The sequence below is a fragment of the Candidatus Paceibacterota bacterium genome, from assembly GCA_028697015.1.
In the GTDB taxonomy this organism is placed as follows: domain Bacteria; phylum Patescibacteriota; class Minisyncoccia; order Minisyncoccales; family GWA2-38-27; genus JAQVFW01.
The window spans coordinates 14,539-32,452 of record JAQVFW010000006.1; the positions used below are offsets into that span (position 1 = coordinate 14,539).

The following is a 17,914-nucleotide window of genomic DNA, read 5'->3' on the forward strand; positions in this document are numbered from 1 at the left end:
ATCAAAGAATTAATTTAATATGAAGAGTCTCCGCAAATACCTTGCCCTCTTGAACAATCACAAAAATCAGCGGTATCTCTTAAATCATAAGCAATTTTTCTTGCTTTGGCTGATTCTATTTTGATTTCTCTTGCTAAGGTATCTATTCTCTTTAAAAGGTCGGCAGTTTCTGGAGAATACTTAAAATCCCCATATTCAATTACGGGAGGTTCAATGGGTTCTATTATAATTGGATTAATTGGATCTAATTCTTCAAAATCTAATTGAACAAAAGAAGGGGAAATAGTTCTAAGTAGAAGAAATGAGGCAAAAATGATAAGTACTCCAAAAAAAACCTTTAAAACCTTTTCTTTTGCTTCTTTTATTTTCCCGGGGTTTCCCATAGATATCAGATAATTTACTCCAGCAACAGTCAGAGCAAGTAGAGCTATAATCCCTGCAATATATATAACAAAAGAAAAAATATAAGAAACATAGTTTGAAATCGGAAAGCTGGTATTTTGAGGAGATAGTCCTCCTATTGTCGGATAACTTAACTCCAAATTTCTTGCAAAAGAAAAATAAGGAATTGTAAAAACAATAATGAGGATAATTAATGTAAAATTTTTAAATGTTTTCATAATCTTGGCTTGCAACAGTAGAAATTAAGGTCATTATCTGATGGTTTTGCATAAGGAAGCATAACTTTATAATAAACATCGCTCCACGGTTTGACTTCAAATTCCAAACATCTTTTAAGGCACTCTTTATAATTCTTGCTTAAATTCAAATCTTCAATATTTCCGTCATAATCCAGTATATAATAGGGATATAAATAAGTATAGCCCTTCCCTCTAAAAAACTTTTCAAATCCGCACTGAACGGAACATCGAGGGAAAATTTGGGTGCCTTTAAAAATATGAACTTCTCTGCCGTCGCTATTTGTTTCTTTATCAAGCATAATATAATGAAGGTCGTCTTGTCTTTCTTTTTTGCATTGTAAGGTACTTAAATCCAGCCCTGTCTCATCTAGAAGTTTTCGGCTGTTAGCGCATGTTAAAAGGCCCGAAAAACCGTCTTCTTTAGGAAAACAAGATTCCATCGGCTTTTCAAGAGATTCTCTTAAAAAAGTATTAAAATTTGGGATTATATCGTCAATAATAGGAAGAAGACCTATATGTTCAAAAGTTGTCGGTTTTTTCTGCGGATCAAAAGGCAAGCCAACATATTGTTCGCTGCCAAAAAGAGCTACTTCTTTCATTCCTTCTTCCAAGATGTAATGATCGGGAGCACTTACTGTTCCCAAAAGAGGAGGGACAGGAGGAGTGGTAAAGCTGATACAATTACCATATCCTGTTCCTACTGAATTTTCCGCGTAAGCTTTGTAAGAATAAGTGGTTCCATATGAAAGTTCTCCTTCTTCTTCATCTCCTTCACCTTCTTTTCTCTTTAATTCAAAAGCATAAGTGGACGAGCGGGCTCTGTACCATGAAAGGTTGGGGTAAGTAATATAAAACATTTTTCTTATCTCCTCTCCCGATGCTGACAGATCATTTTCATCTCCTGAACAATCTGCGGATTCGTACCACTTAATCCCTATAGTTGAAACAGGGTTGTAATAATATATTGTCTCCGTACCAGATTCAGGGCCTCCAAACTCAGGAGCTGGAGTGCGTCTGTACCATGAACGGTAATAGACAACAACTCGGCCCTCAATAATTACCCTTGTTAAAATATCCGATGTTGTTGGAAACGCTCCGAGAGTGTGAGCAATAGGCAGTTTATTGGCAGAAGGCTTTTCTAATTCTGAAAAATAATCTTCTTCTATGGGAAGGGGGGAAGTAAAAGGAGAAAAATCAACTGAGCCGCAAAAATCATCGTAAATTTTTTTGGGAAAGCGCCTGGGAAAGCGCCTTGGATCTCCTACTGGATAGCAACGGTCAAAAACTATGCTAGGGATTTCATATAGTTGATAATAAAAATCAATACTGTCTTTCAATCTTTGGCACATTTTTATTTTGAATTTGTCTGTTTCTCCCATAAATTCGGCAAAGCGCATTGAACCAATAGCCGGCCTATATGAAAAATATCTGGAACCTGAAATAGTAAAAAAAGTATTGCTATAATTAACATCTGGGACAAGATAAATTGAGAGAGGGTTATTTCCTCTAAGATTATATAAAAACCAATCTTTGAAATTTAATAAAGGGTAAAGAGGAGGGTTGCTGTAATAATATTGACCAAATTCATTGCGGATAAAATTATAGTAATAGTTATAATAGTAGTAGTCATAGTAATAAATGTAGTAATAGTAGCTGTAATAAAGATCATGGTAAGGACTATAGGCATAAAAATAATAAGGATCATAAAAATATCCGGCGAAATTTCTATAAAAGAAAGTGAAAGGGGCATAATGTTTGGCGGAAAGGTATGTTTGGTAAAACGGAAAAAAATTTTTTGGGAGTGTGAAAAAATTAGAATAATAGTAGTAAGGAGCATAATTTCCCCAAGGATAATAATGATGAAAATATCCGGTATAATATGAATAATAACTAGAAATATTTCTGTAATAGTAATATTGGTCTTTTGAATAGTCCCAGTAATTGGTTAAAAAATATGAGAAGTTATTAGGAAACCATTCAAGGGGCCTGTTAATAGTAGGAGGGCTCCACCAGGAAGGAACCGCCGATAAAAGATATTCCCAATTAAAAAGATAGAAAAGGTCTCTTTCATATATATTGCTGCATGCTTCAGTTAGTTTTGTTGTTCCGTCCAAAGAAACAGACATCATGTCTGATATGCTGTTCAAAAGAACGCTGTCATAAGGCCCTTTCAAAAGGCCCGGAAATTTATTTACTAATTCCATTAATAGAGGATCAGTGCGAACTCCTGGGATTTTTGAAGTATTGCAAATATTGTCGTTGTAACTCATGGCAAAATCTCTAAGAGAAGTTGTATGGCTCATTACTATAAAACTTATTTTTAAAAGAGTTTCAAGTCTTTCTGCTGTTTTATTTCCCAATGTTTTAGCAAGATCAATCATGTCTCCCATCGGAATTTCTTCGCACCAATTGTATATTGAAGGATTCTTGTTTGTAATCTTATCAAATTCTCCTTCTTTGTTTTCGCTTGTTAGATAATATAAAGAGGCAAAGCTTTTGTATTCTCCTACGTCTTTGTCTTTTATTTTTTCGATAAGAGGAGAGTAGGATAATTCCCAATCTTTGTAATTATCCTGGAGATAAAGATATTCGGAAAGACTTACAGGATTAAGGTTTGAATTCTCTCTCATATATTTTTCCGCTTCTTCCAATTTTCTAATGTCTTCTTTTAGAGCGTTCAATTCTTTTACTCCTTCATTATAATTTCGTTTTACTTCTAAAAATTGATTTACGGCGCCTGCTCCTGTTGTCCAAGTTATTACTTTTGGACAGGGATGGTTATTGATTCCCGTTGATTTTGGCGACAGTTCCTGGCAGGAACATCCTCTAAGAGTTTTAATTATTGTTTCATTTCCGGATACAAGATCATTTGTTGTTTGAGTAAGGTTTATTGCAATATTCCTTATCCTATCCATCCTTCTTGGCTCCTCATAGGGCTCTTCTCCCTCTCCTCCTTCAAACTGGTTAAATTCAAATATGTTTTTGATTAAAACTCCGATTGGAACTTCGGTTGTAATTGCTCCTTTGTAAGGGTCAGGAGGCGGATCAATTTGTTCATAGTCGATTTCAGGATATTCAACAATAACAGGAGGAATAGGATCAATGGAAGGAACTTCCAAAAGAACAAGATTTGGATCAGCAATCCTAAGAAGAAGAAACGAAGATATTAAGATAAGAACTCCGAAAAAAGCCCCGAATATTCTATTTCTCGCATTTATTATCTTCTCCACGCTTCCAAAAGAAAGAAGATATTGGACTCCGGAAATTGCAATGATAAGACCGGCAAGAATGATGCCTCCTTTTATGATAAGCTCTGCTATATATACGATGTATGTTTCAAGAGGAACTGCCGTCGTGCTTGGCCCTCCCGGGTAAGCAACCTCAAGCTGTCTTGCCAAAACAGACAACTTGAAAGAAAGGAAAAAAGAAGACAAAAAGAAAATCATCCCTATCTTTCTTTTCAGAGATGATTTTCTTTTTTTTAGGAGTTTATTTTCCATAGTTTCTTCTTTGTAGATTATATCAGTGTTGTTTCTGTTTATCAAGGAATGTTTTTGATAAAAGGTTGGCCGAAATGTTAAAATTAACCTTTTCTTCCGTTTTTTAATTCGAAAAAAACAAGAATAAGCCAACTTGGGGAGATGTCTCCCAAAAAAGGGATAAGTTCTACAAGAAAAGTAATACCAAATCTTTTTCCTGCTTTTTTCGCAATTTTTTTTGCCGCTTCTGCTGTTTTTTTAGTTGTTTTTATTTGTCCTGTTCTTATAAAAATCCATCCGCCGATAATTATAAAACCTAATATATCCAAAACAAAAGAAAGAGGTATTCCTATCCCAAAAAAACTTAAAACAAAAAAAACAAGCCCCACGCTATCAAGTACTCCGGCGATAAAAAACATTAAAACTCCTTCGGGAGATATTAAATCCCATGCACCATCGCTTGTTTCCCTTATTGTTTCTTCTTCCGTTTCTTCTTCTTCTTTTGGAAGCATACGGCCCATTCTATCAAATTTTCTTGGTTCTGATTTCGGCGATCTGCCGCTTTCTCTTTTTGGTTTATCTTTAGTTTTTATTTCTTCTCTGAAATTATTTTTTGGCTTTTCGTATTTTTGAGAGGTTTCTCTTTCTATGTTTTTATCATAGGTCTTTCTTTTTTCGGAATCTTTTAAAGCTTGAAACGCTTCATCTATCTTTTTAAATTTTTTTGGATCTCCGCCTTTGTCTGGATGATGTTCAAATGCCAGTTTGCGGTATGCCCCTTTTATTTCTTCTTCAGAGGCATTTTTTTGCAGCCCCAATCTTTGATAATAATTTTGAGAAGAAATAGGGCTATTAGTTATTTTTTCTCTTGAACGGGAACTAGTTTCTCCTCCTTTTGGGGATTTTCCTTTTGCGCCTGCAGTCATAAGAAAAAAAAGCGAAAAAAAATAATTATCCATTTCGGGAATTTCTTTTTTTACAATTGCAATAGCTGTTCCAATAACAAAAAAGATTGCAATTTTTCTGAAAAATATTGCTTTTTTAAAAATTTTATTTATTTTTTCTGCAAAAAAAACAAACCAAAAATATTTTAGCGGCATTTTTTTATTCTTCTTCAAACTTCTTTTTGGCCTCTTTTATTTTAATAAGTTCTTCAGGAGAAGTGGTGATTATTTGGTCCTCGGCATAAGAAGCGACTACTCTCATTAAAATATGTTTTGTCCCGGCAAAAAATATGCCTTCTCCCACGGATGATTCAAGTAAAAGATATTTTTCCTCATCGGTAAAATTAAATGTTTTTTGAGCCGCCTGTATGGTTGCCGAGCTTTGCCTTAAAAGAAAAATAAGAGAAGAATTTGTTATAATCGGTTTTCCATATTCAGAGGACATAAAGTCGTTTATATCCTGAGTGATTGTGGTTACTCCCAAATAATATTTTCTCGCCCTTTTTACCGTTCCGAATAAAAATGAAGCGCCATTATCGTCTTTCATCAGCCACCAGGCCTCGTCTATTATAAGGAGGCGTTTTTTTAAAGAAGATGTGATTGTTTTCCAAATATACTTTAATACAATGTAGAGAGCTATCGGTTTTAATTCGTCTTCCATATCTCTTATTCCGAAAACAACAAGGCGATTTTTTATATCAACATTTGATTGCTGGTTAAAGAAGTTGGCATAAGTGCCTCTGGTAAACTTTTGAATTCTTTTTAAAAGGGACTCTCCTCCTTCCATGCTTCCTAAAATTTCTTCAAAGTCGCTCATAGTTGGAAAAGGAAGGCCATTTTCTTTTCCCCACAAAGAAGAGTCGCTATTCGGGGTAATGTCTTTTATCGCATATGTTTCGCTAAGCGCTTTATCCACTATTCCGTCTTCTTCCGGAGTAAGTCCTCCAAGCATTATTCTTATAAGCCCGACAAGATTTATGATATTTCCGCGAAGAACGTCTTCTGGGGTTTCGCCTTCTCCGGGAAGTGGAATATCAAAAGGATTTATCCTGTGGTTTGAAGAAAGAGAAACATTAAAAAATGATCCGCCGACAGCTTCAGATAAAGATTTATATTCATTTTCAGGGTCTATTATTATACAATCGACTCCGAACATTAAATACCTTAAAATTTCCAGCTTTACCATATAGGATTTTCCGGCACCGGAAGTTGCAAAGATGCAGGCATTGGCGTTTGGCAAGGTAAACCGGTCAAAAAGAACAAGAGAATTATTATGCTTGTTTATTCCGTACAGTATTCCTTCGTTTGAGCTTAAATCAAAAGAGACAAAAGGAAAAACGCTCGATATTGGGCCTGTGTTCATTAAGGTAGTCATCATCATTAGATCCAGGTTGTAGGGAGACGAAGAAGTAAATGCTTCTTTCTGTTGATAAAGGGCGGGTTTTAAATAAGTAAGACGGGGTTCAAAAATAGCCCTAAGTTCTGTTTCCGCGGAAATAAGCTCTTCTTCGGAGTTTCCATAAACGCTTATATAAAGAGAAAAATGAAACATTCTTTCCTGCGCTGTTTGGATTTTATCTCTGAGGTCTTCAAGATCGCGATAAGCAAATTCAAGAGAAGGATCTCTTACCATTCCTTTTTCTTCCCTTTCCATGATTTGGGCCTGGACGTCCGTTACTTTTCTTCTTAGCGTTCTTAGTATTTTTTCGCTGTTTACGGGGTGGAAATGAAAAGAAACGTCCATTTGCATATTCATGTTAATAACCGGAGAGAGCCATCCGACATGAAGTTGTCTGGGATAGGAAAAGATAGAATAATTTTTAACAAATTTTTCTCCCACTTTCAGATAATTTTGTTTTACCTCAATAGAAGACGGAGCAATAATATCATTCAGGCTTATTGTTTCTTCTTTTAATACTTCCGTTTGATTTTTTGTTTTAAAAAATGGAAATTCCATAAAATATTTTATTTAACAAGGTCAGGAGGAAAATCGGGATAAAATCCCTTCTCGCTCTCTGTCGGGTGGTAATGGCTCCAGTAGAATTCGGCAAGCTCAAGAGAGTTCAGCGGCCTTGAAGTAAGTCCGCAAGATCTTAGCCCGAGCATTATAAATCTTACTCTTTGAAGAAGCTGATTTCTTGCTCTTTGAAAATCCTCATCTGTCATTGATGAAGAAGAAATAATGCTTTTTGGTTCCGACAAGGAAAAAGGAACAATGACAAAGAAATTTTTGTGCATTATGTCTCCCTCTTTTACTATTTGAGAGATAAAGTTTCTATATTCTTTGATTTGAAGCTGTATTAACTCGCTCTTTTCTTTTTTTTCTCTTTCGCTTATTTTTTCAAGATAGCCGGTAATATTTAGTTTTTTTGATTGGACTAAAATTTGGCAGGAAAAATCCAGAGAGTTTAAAAAATTTTGGAATTGGTATATCGTTGCTTCCTGTTCTTCCTGCGATTTAAGAGCGAAATTCAAAGAGGAAACCATTAAGATAATCCTTAATCCTTTATTTTTTAGAATAACAACTCCTTCTCTTATTTCTTTTAATTCTAAAAAGTCCTGAGCTGAAAGTGAAAACATATATAATATCTCAATTCTTAAATTATTAAAATGACTTGCTGTTTATTTTTTTGAACTTATCTCGATTGAAAGATCCTGTATTCTGCTTCTTTTACTAAGGGATATTGGTGGTTTTTTATCTTTTGAAATATCTTTTTTTACCAGTTCTTTTTTTATTGATGAAACCTCTTTTTCTCGGGATTTCTGCCAGAGGTATATTTTTGGCTTAAAAGAAAAAAGAAAAAAATTCTTTATTAAAATAGGAAGAGGGGTTTTATTTATCTTCAGTAAAGCCAAGCTTGTTCCTATTCCCAAAGATACTGCCGTAATAAGAATAAAGATAAAAAAATTAGAAACAGAGAAATAAGCAATTGTGGAAATGCCTATTGCTATTGCAATAAAAACGATTTGTCTAAAGCTAAGAGGGCCTATTATTTTTGTTTCTTCTTCTATAAATTGAGGAACGGTGAAATTCATAAGGGTTAAAAACTTATTTTAATTTTTACCAAAATTGTAAAAATTTATTCTAAGGGCTCTTTATAAGGATCTGTTGATTCTTCTAAATTTTCTGAAAACTCCATCGGCTCTTTATAAACGTCTTTTTTGATTTTTTCTCTTTTCGTTTCCATTCCGTACATTTCTTCTATGTCATTTTTAAAAGGCAGAATTATAAATCTTTGGATTTCAAAAAAAACCTGTTCGGCTTTTTTAGAGTCAATGGACAATTCAGAAACGAGGGTTTTTTCCATTTTTTCTATAGGCAAAAGACCGAGAAAAACATATCCTACAAGTTCTGCCAATTTTGGCATTTTATTTTCCGCTATTTTATTCCTCGTGCAAATATTACGAATTGTATTTGCCGTTTCTTCGGCAAACATTGCCTCTTTAATATTTTTAGGAAGTTTTTTGTAAATTTCCCAAAGCTGTTCTCTTGTATAGTTTTGCATATTATACAATTGTTTTATTTTACAATTGTAATTATATCAATTTAAAAAAAGAAAGCAAACAGATTACTTCAAAACAGTATCCATAAACTCTCTCCATATTGGGGCGGCGACAACTATGCCGTCTGCATTTCTCATTGGAACATTATTACTGTTTCCTGTCCAAACACCAACAACTATTGAAGAAGTATATCCGATAGTCCAGCCATCTTTATACTCGTTTGTCGTTCCTGTTTTTACCGCTACGGTGTTAAAAGGAAAATATAGCCGTGAATTTGGTCCAAAAACAGGGCTTCTTGAAACATTGTCAGAGAGTATGCTTGTTATTGTTTCTGCCGTGCTTGCCTTTATTACCCTTTGGGGAGAATTGCTTTTATTCTCTTCTAAAATATTTCCTTCTGAATCCTCTATTCTTAATATCGAAACGGGAGGAACTTTCAGTCCGTTATTTGCAAAAACGCCGTATGACGCAACCATATCAAGAAGACGGACTTCACCTCCTCCAAGAACAATGGAAGGGCCGTAAAAAGAGCTTTCTCTTGTTAGTGTTGTTATCCCCAGTTTTTTTGCCATATTAATTCCTTCCTCAAGACCCGAAAGATAAACTAATACTTTTACAGAAGGGATATTAAGAGATTGAGCAAGGGCTTCTCTTAATGTTACAGGACCTCTAAAAAGGCCGTCATAATTTTGGGGGATGTAGGGTTTTCCTCCGTATATTCCGAAGTTTGTTTCTTCGTCAACAACAATATAACTGTCCGTATATCCTTTTTCAAAAGCAGATGCATAAACAAAGGGCTTAAAAGAAGATCCCGGCTGCCTGCCCATTCCGTATGTAGCGACGTTTACTTCAGGGTCAAAAAGACAGCTTTTTCCCGGTTGGCAATTTGCAGGATAGGGCTCGGAAAACCAGTCCGCAGAACCGACCATTGACAGTATCTGCCCTGTTTTAGGGTCCATCGCGACAAGAGCAGCGTTATTTGCATTATATGATTTATTTCTTTCAACTCCCTTTTTTACCGCCTTTTCCGCAATTTCTTGGAGATTCATATCAAGAGTGGTATATATTTTTAACCCTTCTTTTTCCAAAAAATCCCTGCCGTATTTTTTCAACAACTCTTCTTGAACGTCAATAACAAAATGAGGAGCTCTAATAAAACTTGATTTTTTCGTGAATTGAATTTCTTTTTCTTTAGCAGATTTTTTTTCTTCTTCTGAAATATATCCTTCTTCTTCCATTCGATTTAAAACGTAATTTTGTCTTGCAATAAGGTCTTCTTTATTTGCGTCCATTGAAAGCCGTCCGGGAGCCTGAATCAATGCCGCAAGAATGGAAGATTCTTCAAGAGAAATATTGTTTACCGGCTTGCTGAAGAAGTATTTTGAAGCCGACTCTACTCCATAAACATTCGGTCCAAAAGGTATTTGATTTAAATACCATTCAAGTATTTCTTCTTTTTCATATTTTCTCTCCAATTCCAGCGCTAAAATTATTTCTCTCACTTTTCTAACAATTGTTTTTTCTTGAGTTAGAAAAGAAGAACGTATTAATTGCTGAGTGATTGTTGATCCTCCATAGGTCGGCTGTTTTATCTTTAAATTAATTAAGACGGATCTCATAATTCCTCTCATGTCTATTCCGAAATGAGAATAAAAGTCGGCATCTTCCGCCGCAAGGACAGCTTGTTTTAAATGTTCCGGAATTTCTGAAAGGGAAACAATTTCTCTCTTTTCTTCACCGTACATCTCGTAAAGCAAAATTTCCCCCGTTCTGTCAAATATTTTAGTTGACTTTATAAAGGTTTTTTCGGTAAATTTTTCCGGCCTTGGAAGGTCTCCGGCATAATATATGAAAGCTAAAATTGACAAAGATAAAAAAGAAAAGAGCAAAATCAAAAAGCCGAGAACTAAATATTCAACGATTTTGATGATTTTTTTTCTTTTTTTCTTTTCAAATATGAATATATTTCTTTTTTTCATAACTTCCCTATTCTACTTTAAATTAGCCCTTAAATCAAGCTAAAATGGAAACGATTGTTGGCAAAAATACTTCTATTTGTTATGATTAAAACACTATGAAAATCGATACTGACAAAAAAAAGATAAAAGAAATACTTGAAAGAGGAATAGAGAGGGCAATTGATAAAAAGTCCCTTTTGGAAAAGCTTTCTTCCGGAAAAATACTTAGAGTTAAACATGGGGTTGATCCTACGGGTCCGAATATCCACATTGGAAGGGCTATGCAACTTTGGAAGCTTAGAGCTTTTCAAGAGCTTGGCCATAAGGTAGTTTTGATTATAGGGGATTTTACCGCCCAAATAGGAGACGCTTCGGACAAGCAAGCGATAAGAAAACCTCTTAGTTTGGAAGAAATTAAAGAAAATATGAAAGATTATGAAAACCAAATTGGTAGAATCGTTGATATGAAAGAAGCAGAGGTTCACTATAACAGCAGCTGGCTTGAAAAATTAAATGCCAAGGATATTATTTCTCTTTCAATGAATTTCACAGCCCAGCAAATGATAGTTCGTCGCAACTTTAAAGAAAGATGGGAAAAAAACAAGCCGATAGGACTTCACGAGCTATATTATCCCATTTTACAAGGGTATGATTCCGTAGCTGTAAGGGCTGATATTGAAATAGGCGGATATGACCAATTATTTAATCTTATGGCAGGCAGAAGAATTCAAGAAATTTTTAAACAAAAACCTCAAGATATTATGGTTTCAAAAATGTTAAATGGCCTTGATGGAAGAAAAATGTCAACAAGCTGGGGAAACATTATTACTATAATAGACAGCCCTAAACAGATGTACGGAAAGCTGATGTCCATGAGAGACGAACTTATTTATGACTATTTTGAAAATTGTTTTGTTGTTCCTCTTGAAGAATTGAAAGATATTAAAAAAGAAATTTCCCAAAATCCCAGAAAAATGAAAGCGCTTTTGGCAAAAAAAACAGTAGCTCTTTATCATGGAGAAAAAGAAGCGTTAAAAGAAGAAAAAGAATTTGAAAAAATATTTGTTGAAAAAAAAGCGCCCTCCGATATTTTAGAGGTTAAAATTAAAGAAAAGGAGCTTTTGATTATTGACTTAATTTTTAAAGCGGGACTTGCTTCTTCTAAAAATGAAGCAAAGCGACTTGTACTTCAGGGAGCGATTAAAATAAATGAGAAAAAAGAAACTGATTGGAAAAAGAAAATAGCTGTTTTGAAAGGAATGGTGATACAATCAGGAAGAAGAAAGTTTATTAAGATAGCTTAGAATTCTTTTTTAAAATTCCGCAAAGAGCGACACCAAGAGCGTCGGCTGCATCATCCTGTTTCGGAAACTCCTTCAACTTAAGAAAATTTTGAATCATTTTTTGGACTTGTTTTTTTTCCGCTCTTCCGTATCCTGCGACGGTCATTTTTACTTCAAGGGGAGTGAATTCTAAAACCGGGATTTTTCTTTTAGCAGCTGTTAAAAGAATTACTCCTTTTGCCTGGCTTACGGGCATTGCTGTTTTCAGATTTTTGAAAAAATAAAGGCTTTCAACAGCAATAAAATCGGGCTTGTGTTTTAATATTAAACTATCAAGATCGCTATTTATTATTTTCAGGCGTTCTCCGGGCAAAAGCGCAGAGGAAGTCGTAATGCATCCGTAACCAAGGACATTTGTTTCATTTCCTTTGTTTTTTTCTATGATTCCGTATCCTGTTATGGCGGTTCCCGGATCGATTCCAATAACAATCATATTTCTTCTACGTTTGAATATATTTCCAAAACGGCTTCGTTTTCATCGAGTGCTTCAAATAATTTTCTACAGGATTCTTTTTCTTTTTCTTCCAGTTTGATTTTTTCTTTCGCTCTAAAATCAAGAGAAGAATAAATTATTTCAAAACTCATATTTATTAGTTCTTTTTTTACGGATTCAAATTCCTCCGGTTTTGTTTGGACTTCCAAATTTTCTTCTACTTCTTCTATATTTTCCGCTCCTGCTTCAATTATTTTAAGTTCTGTTTCTTCGATATTTTTTGAATTGTTTTTAATCACGATTATTCCCTTTCTCTCAAAATTCCACTTAACTGCCCCTTCGCCTGCTAGTTTTCCATTATGAGAACTTAATATCTGCCTTATTTCAGATATGGAGCGGTTTTTATTTGTTGTAATTCCTTCAATTATTATTGCGCTGTTTGCCGGTCCGAGGGCCTCAATGATAATTGGTTCAAGCTTTTCACAAGCCAGTTCTCCCGAGCCCCTTTTAATGGCTCTTTCTATATTATCCTTGGGCATGTTAAAATCGCGGGCCTTTTCAACCGCTATCCTTAATTTGGGATTTGCTTCAGGGTCTTTTCCTCCTTCTTTTGCCGCTATTTCAATCTGGCGGGAAAGTTTTGAAAATGTCTTTCCTCTTTTTGCATCGGCTGTCCCTTTTTGATGTTTAATTGAGCTCCAATGGCTGTGTCCTGACATATTTTTATATTATAAGAATAGCACAAAAAATATTAAATTCAAAATATGGATTTCTTCAAAAAATAGACAGTTATGGCTGACAAAACGGAAATTATAATTGCAACGGAAACGGCATCTGAAGGGAATATATTTTTAGAAGGAAGATTATAACTTTCTGCTTTTGCCAAATATGGCTCTTTGTTATCTTCTTTTAAGGTTTCTTTTATAATGTCAGATCTGATAAAAGCAAATCCTTGCTCTTCAATGTCTTTTGCTCCTTTTTCTCCAATTCCCTTTATTCTGGTAAGGTCATAAAAAGAATAAAAAGGCCTTAAAGAAATAAGTTCTTTTGCCCTTGCTTCTCCGATATGGATAATTTTAACAAGGTCTTCAAGAGGAGCGCTGTTTATATCTATTTTTTTTGTTTCTTCAGATTCTATTTTAATTTCGCTTTCTTTTATTTCTTTTAAATTTTCTAAAGAATAATCGGTTGGGGGGTAAAAGTAGAAATCTTCATTATTATTTTTTGTATTTTGATAATTTTCAAAAACGCTTTTCCTTATTATTTTTTGAGTCGGATTTTCTACAAGCCCATTTTTATCAAAAGGGATTTCATTTTTTCCCCATGAAACAGAATCTATTATATTATTTTCCTTATCAATTAAGGCGATGCTGTTGTTTTTTGCAATGGTCGCAGAACTTATGATATCGGCGTCAATTGAAAGATGAAAGTCATCTTTTGAATTTGCCCAGATAAAATATCCATTTTTAGCAATAACGCTTCCTTTTGGGAAAACTTTAATGGAATATTCTTTTCCTGTTTCGGTTCTCTTTCTTAGTTTGTATCCGCCTATATCTTTTTCTTCCCCTTCGTTATATATTTTAATATAGTCATTTGAAGAATTTTCTCCGCTTATTTGCACTTCAACGATAAACAGCCCAAAAGATTGAAAGGGGAAAACAATTAAAAAAAAGAATAATACTGATATCTTTTTCACTTTTTGTCCAAATGCTTATATGCAAGTTTTGTGGCAATCCTTCCTTGAGGAGTTCTTTTTATAAACCCTATTTGCATAAGATAAGGTTCGTAAATATCCAAGATTGCCTGTTCGTCTTCCATTGAAGACGAAGCCAGCGATTGAAGGCCAACGGGTCCTCCGTTAAACTTATCAATAATGGCTTTTAATATTTTTCTATCTCCCGGTTCAAGGCCGATATCGTCAATTTCAAGAGAAAGGAGAGCTTCTTTTGCCATTTCTTTTGTTATTATTCCGTTGCTTTTAACCTGGGCGTAATCGCGGACTCTTTTTAAAAGCCGGTTGGCTATTCTGGGAGTGAATCTTGAGGCCTTGGCGATTATTTTTACAGCCTCTTCTTTTGCTTCCACGTTTATTATTCTGGCCGATCTTTTTATTATTTCTTCAATTTCTTCGTTTTTGTAAAATTCAAGCTGAAAAACGGAACCGAACCTGTTTCGAAGAGGAGAAGAAAGAAGAGCCGCTCTTGTTGTTGCTCCTATCAGAGTAAATTTTGGAAGATTTATTTCCGCTGTTTGGGCCATTGGCCCTTTTCCCAAGATAAGATTGAGCTTAAAGCTTTCGAGGGCAGGATAAAGCATTTCTTCGCATAGCTTATTAAGCCGGTGTATTTCGTCAATAAACAAAACTTCGCCTTCTGAAAGACTGGTAAGTATTGCGGCGAGGTCTCCGGGCCTTCCTAAAGACGGTCCAGAGATGATTTTCATCGGAGATTGAAGCTCTTCGGCTATAAGGCAGGAAATAGTTGTTTTTCCAAGTCCGCTCATCCCGTAAAAAAGAATATGTTCAAGAGAATTTTCTCCTCTTTCTTTTGCTGCCCTTATTGTTATCTGGATATTTCTTTTTATTTTCTCTTGCCCTATATATTCTTCCCATGTCATTGGCCTTAGAGCCGTATCCAGTTTTTTTTCTTCTTGACTTGACAAAATTTTCATAAAGTATTAAAATGGTAATACTAAAACTTGTTCTGGGGCTGGGGTGCGGATTTTCTCGCCAAGATGGGTAGTTTGGCTTTTGCGAAGCTGTTCCTCGGAGAAATTCTGACTTTTAGTTTTGAAAATTAATTGTTCCCCAGCCCCAGGATCGGTTTGAAACGTCCTTTAACCTTAGGGGCGTTTTTTTGTTTGATCCAAAGTGCCCTAGCCTGCTACTCTCTCTATTTCTTCAATTGTCGTAATTCCTTCAAGAACCTTAATCAGTCCGTCTTTTTTAAGCGAAATCATTCCTTTTTTAAGAGCTGCTTCTTTTAAGCTTGTGGCTGAAATTGAGGAAGACAGTACGGATTTTTCTATTTCTTTGTCTATTGAAATTATCTCATATATTCCTATTCTTCCTTTATATCCGGTAAAACTGCACTGTTTGCACCCTTTTGGCTCAATTATTTTAATTTCTTTTTCAAAGAAAGAGGGTGGCAATATTTCTTTTGGCAGATCTTTTAATTCTTCTTTCAGCATTTTTTCTTTTTCAGGAGAATAAACCAGCTCTCCGCAATTTTTACAAACTCTTCTTGGGAGGCGCTGGGCTATTATCATATTTAGGGCTGATATTGTTGAAGAAGGATCTGCTCCCAGGTTTATAAGGCGGATTATTGCTCCGGATGCATCGTTTGTATGGACAGTGGAAAGAACAAGATGTCCTGTAAGGGCGGCTTGGACAGTAATTTTTGAAGTTTCAACGTCTCTTATTTCCCCCACTAAAATTACATTCGGGTCCTGGCGCATTATAGATCTTAATCCGCTTGCAAAATCATATCCCTTTTTTGGGTTTACTTGTGTTTGAGAAAGCCCATCAAGGTGATATTCAATAGGATCTTCTATTGTGATTATTTTTACTTCAGGTTTATTTATCTTCTTCAAAATTGCATAAAGAGTTGTTGTTTTTCCCGCTCCTGTCGGTCCGGCAACAATCATCATTCCTGTCGGTTTTTTTATTTCCTTTTCAAAAATAGAAACAAGGTCCTTTCTTAGCCCAAGCTCTTCAATGCTTATTAAGCTTTGAGGATTTAATATTCTAAGGACAATCGCTTCTCCGTATTCTGCCGGTATGACGGAAACTCTAATCTCAATTTCATTTCCTTCAAAAACAACGCTAAATCGGCCGTCTTGCGGTTGGTCTGTAATATTTATTTTTAACCTTGAAAGAACCTTAAGGCGGGAAATCAGAGATTTATATATTTTAATATCAAAAAAAACAATATCTTGAAGCATTCCGTCAATTCTTCCTCTTATCTTTGCCTTCTCCTCTTCCGGCTCAATGTGAATATCGGACATATCAAGAAAAATGGCTCCGCCCAAGATCGTATCTAAAACATTTGTTGTTTTTTGTTCCAACAATTTTTCTATTTCCTCCTTGAAATCGGGAATCCCTTTTATTCTTTCTTTTATTGTTGAAATAATGGAACTTTCAACTTCAACTCCTCTTGTTGTTTTTTTGGTTTCCGGCATAAATTATGTTAGAATTGAGAGACAAATAAAAATACTATCTGTTTTTAAATTATCTTTTTTTATCTAAATAGTCAAATGAATTATACGTTTTTAAGCAGTAATTCTTCAAAAACAGAGAAAGAAGGAGAATTGCTTGGAAAAAAAATATTGAAAGAAAAAAAAGAAGGGGTTGTTCTTGCTCTTTCCGGTGATCTTGGAGCAGGAAAAACAACTTTTTTGAAGGGTTTTGCAAAAGGCATTGGAGTAAAAGAAAAGATATTAAGTCCGACTTTTGTCATTTTTAGAAAAATGCCTATTTCAAAAGAAAGGAATTTTTTCCATTTTGATTGTTATCGTTTAAAAAATGAAAAAGATTTATTTTCTCTTGGATTTGAAGAAATCATTAAGAACAAAAAAAATATTATTGCCATTGAATGGCCGGAGAAGATTAAAAAATCATTACCCTACGATTCTATCTTTATTAATTTTGAATTTATAAGTGGCGATAAAAGAAAGATTTCGATACATTCATGAAAAAATTTATAATAATAGATGCAAATGCTATCATACACAGAGCTTTTCATGCTTTGCCCAATCTTACTTCAAAGAAAGGAGAAGCGGTTGGCGCTCTTTACGGCTTTATATTATTTTTTTTAAAAACCGTAAAAGAGCATAATCCTGATTTTATTGCAGCTGCCTTTGATGTTCATGCCTTAACTTTCAGGCATAAAGAGTATAAGGATTATAAGGCGACAAGAAAAAAAGCCCCGGACGAGCTTTATTCCCAAATTCCTTTGGTGAAGGATTTTTTAAAAGCTGCCGGAGTTTCTGTTTTTGAAAAAAAGGGATATGAAGCGGATGATGTTATAGGGACTATTGCAAACATGGCGCCTTCTTCTGTTGAAGTTATTATCATGACAGGAGATCTTGACGCTCTCCAATTGGTAAATAAAAACATTAAAGTATTTTCCTTAAAAAAAGGGATAAAAGAGGGAGTTTTTTACGATGAAGAAAAAGTAAAAGAAAGATATCTTGGCCTTTCTCCTGGCCAGCTTTTGGAGTATAAGGCATTAAGAGGAGATCCTTCTGACAATATTCCCGGAATTTTCGGAATTGGAGAAAAAACGGCAATAGAAATAATTAAGAAATTTTCAAATCTTGAAAATCTATATGATAATTTTGAAAAAGAAGGCATCCTAAAAGAAGGACTTATTGAAAAAATAAAAAAAGGAAAAGATATTGCCTTTATATCAAGAGGCCTTTCAGAGATTAAAAAAGATGTTCCTCTTTCTTTTGATATTGAAAAATGCCTTTATCAAAAGGAGGAAAAAAAAGTTGTTGCCTTTTTAAAAAAATACGGATTTAACAGTCTTATTCTTCGTTTTTTAGAAAAAGAAAAAAAGAATATGACTCTTTTTTAAAATGTTTAATATTTTTAGATTGAGAAAAATTCT

16 protein-coding genes are annotated in these 17,914 nt (G+C 34.5%); 3 read left to right on the forward strand and 13 right to left on the reverse strand.

Annotation, left to right across the window (positions count from 1 at the left end):
• Positions 1-14: 14 nt before the first annotated feature.
• The 8 genes from PHH50_02475 to PHH50_02510 form a co-directional block, all read right to left on the reverse strand.
• Positions 15-620, reverse strand: coding sequence for a pilin (locus PHH50_02475; protein MDD3729157.1), 606 nt, complete (start codon positions 618-620; stop codon positions 15-17).
• Positions 617-4,141: a hypothetical protein gene (locus PHH50_02480; protein MDD3729158.1), complete on the reverse strand. Its 3,525-nt coding sequence runs from the start codon at positions 4,139-4,141 to the stop codon at positions 617-619. The genes PHH50_02475 and PHH50_02480 overlap by 4 nt, the downstream gene beginning before the upstream one ends.
• Before the next feature lie 83 nt (positions 4,142-4,224).
• Positions 4,225-5,220 (reverse strand): DnaJ domain-containing protein, encoded by a 996-nt coding sequence (locus PHH50_02485; protein MDD3729159.1) that lies wholly within the window; start codon positions 5,218-5,220, stop codon positions 4,225-4,227.
• A 4-nt stretch (positions 5,221-5,224) separates the two neighbouring features.
• A complete protein-coding gene (locus PHH50_02490; GenBank protein ID MDD3729160.1) occupies positions 5,225-7,021 on the reverse strand; it encodes a DUF87 domain-containing protein in 1,797 nt (598 codons plus the stop codon).
• A gap of 8 nt (positions 7,022-7,029) precedes the next feature.
• Complete coding sequence (locus PHH50_02495; GenBank protein MDD3729161.1) at positions 7,030-7,644, reverse strand: hypothetical protein; 615 nt, start codon at positions 7,642-7,644, stop codon at positions 7,030-7,032.
• A gap of 42 nt (positions 7,645-7,686) precedes the next feature.
• Positions 7,687-8,100 carry a PrgI family protein gene (locus PHH50_02500; GenBank protein MDD3729162.1) on the reverse strand — a complete coding sequence of 138 codons (414 nt, stop codon included), beginning with the start codon at positions 8,098-8,100 and terminating at the stop codon, positions 7,687-7,689.
• A 44-nt stretch (positions 8,101-8,144) separates the two neighbouring features.
• Entirely contained in the window at positions 8,145-8,570 is a 426-nt protein-coding gene (locus PHH50_02505) for a hypothetical protein (protein ID MDD3729163.1), read from the reverse strand.
• Between the two features lie 63 nt (positions 8,571-8,633).
• The gene (locus tag PHH50_02510; GenBank protein ID MDD3729164.1) at positions 8,634-10,547 is read right to left on the reverse strand and encodes a PBP1A family penicillin-binding protein; all 1,914 of its coding nucleotides are present in this window, start codon (positions 10,545-10,547) and stop codon (positions 8,634-8,636) included.
• A gap of 95 nt (positions 10,548-10,642) precedes the next feature.
• Between PHH50_02510 and tyrS the strand changes: the two genes are divergently transcribed.
• Positions 10,643-11,830 carry a tyrosine--tRNA ligase gene (tyrS, locus tag PHH50_02515; GenBank protein MDD3729165.1) on the forward strand — a complete coding sequence of 396 codons (1,188 nt, stop codon included), beginning with the start codon at positions 10,643-10,645 and terminating at the stop codon, positions 11,828-11,830.
• Here the strand turns inward: tyrS and ruvC are convergent.
• From ruvC to PHH50_02540, 5 genes are all read right to left on the reverse strand, one after another.
• Positions 11,817-12,302, reverse strand: a complete 486-nt coding sequence (gene ruvC, locus PHH50_02520) for a crossover junction endodeoxyribonuclease RuvC (GenBank protein ID MDD3729166.1) — start codon at positions 12,300-12,302, stop codon at positions 11,817-11,819. The two genes, tyrS and ruvC, sit on opposite strands and share 14 nt — an antisense overlap.
• A complete protein-coding gene (locus PHH50_02525; protein ID MDD3729167.1) occupies positions 12,299-13,021 on the reverse strand; it encodes a YebC/PmpR family DNA-binding transcriptional regulator in 723 nt (240 codons plus the stop codon). The genes ruvC and PHH50_02525 overlap by 4 nt, the downstream gene beginning before the upstream one ends.
• A 38-nt stretch (positions 13,022-13,059) precedes the next feature.
• A complete protein-coding gene (locus tag PHH50_02530) occupies positions 13,060-13,998 on the reverse strand; it encodes a lamin tail domain-containing protein (GenBank protein ID MDD3729168.1) in 939 nt (312 codons plus the stop codon).
• Positions 13,995-14,972, reverse strand: a complete 978-nt coding sequence (ruvB, locus tag PHH50_02535) for a Holliday junction branch migration DNA helicase RuvB (GenBank protein ID MDD3729169.1) — start codon at positions 14,970-14,972, stop codon at positions 13,995-13,997. Before ruvB ends, PHH50_02530 begins: the two co-directional genes overlap by 4 nt.
• 204 nt (positions 14,973-15,176) lie before the next feature.
• Complete coding sequence (locus tag PHH50_02540) at positions 15,177-16,481, reverse strand: GspE/PulE family protein (protein ID MDD3729170.1); 1,305 nt, start codon at positions 16,479-16,481, stop codon at positions 15,177-15,179.
• Positions 16,482-16,556: 75 nt separating this feature from the next.
• Between PHH50_02540 and tsaE the strand changes: the two genes are divergently transcribed.
• Together tsaE and PHH50_02550 are read left to right on the forward strand one after the other, a co-directional pair.
• Positions 16,557-16,994, forward strand: a complete 438-nt coding sequence (tsaE, locus tag PHH50_02545) for a tRNA (adenosine(37)-N6)-threonylcarbamoyltransferase complex ATPase subunit type 1 TsaE (protein ID MDD3729171.1) — start codon at positions 16,557-16,559, stop codon at positions 16,992-16,994.
• Complete coding sequence (locus PHH50_02550; GenBank protein ID MDD3729172.1) at positions 16,991-17,881, forward strand: 5'-3' exonuclease H3TH domain-containing protein; 891 nt, start codon at positions 16,991-16,993, stop codon at positions 17,879-17,881. Before tsaE ends, PHH50_02550 begins: the two co-directional genes overlap by 4 nt.
• Positions 17,882-17,914 lie beyond the last annotated feature (33 nt).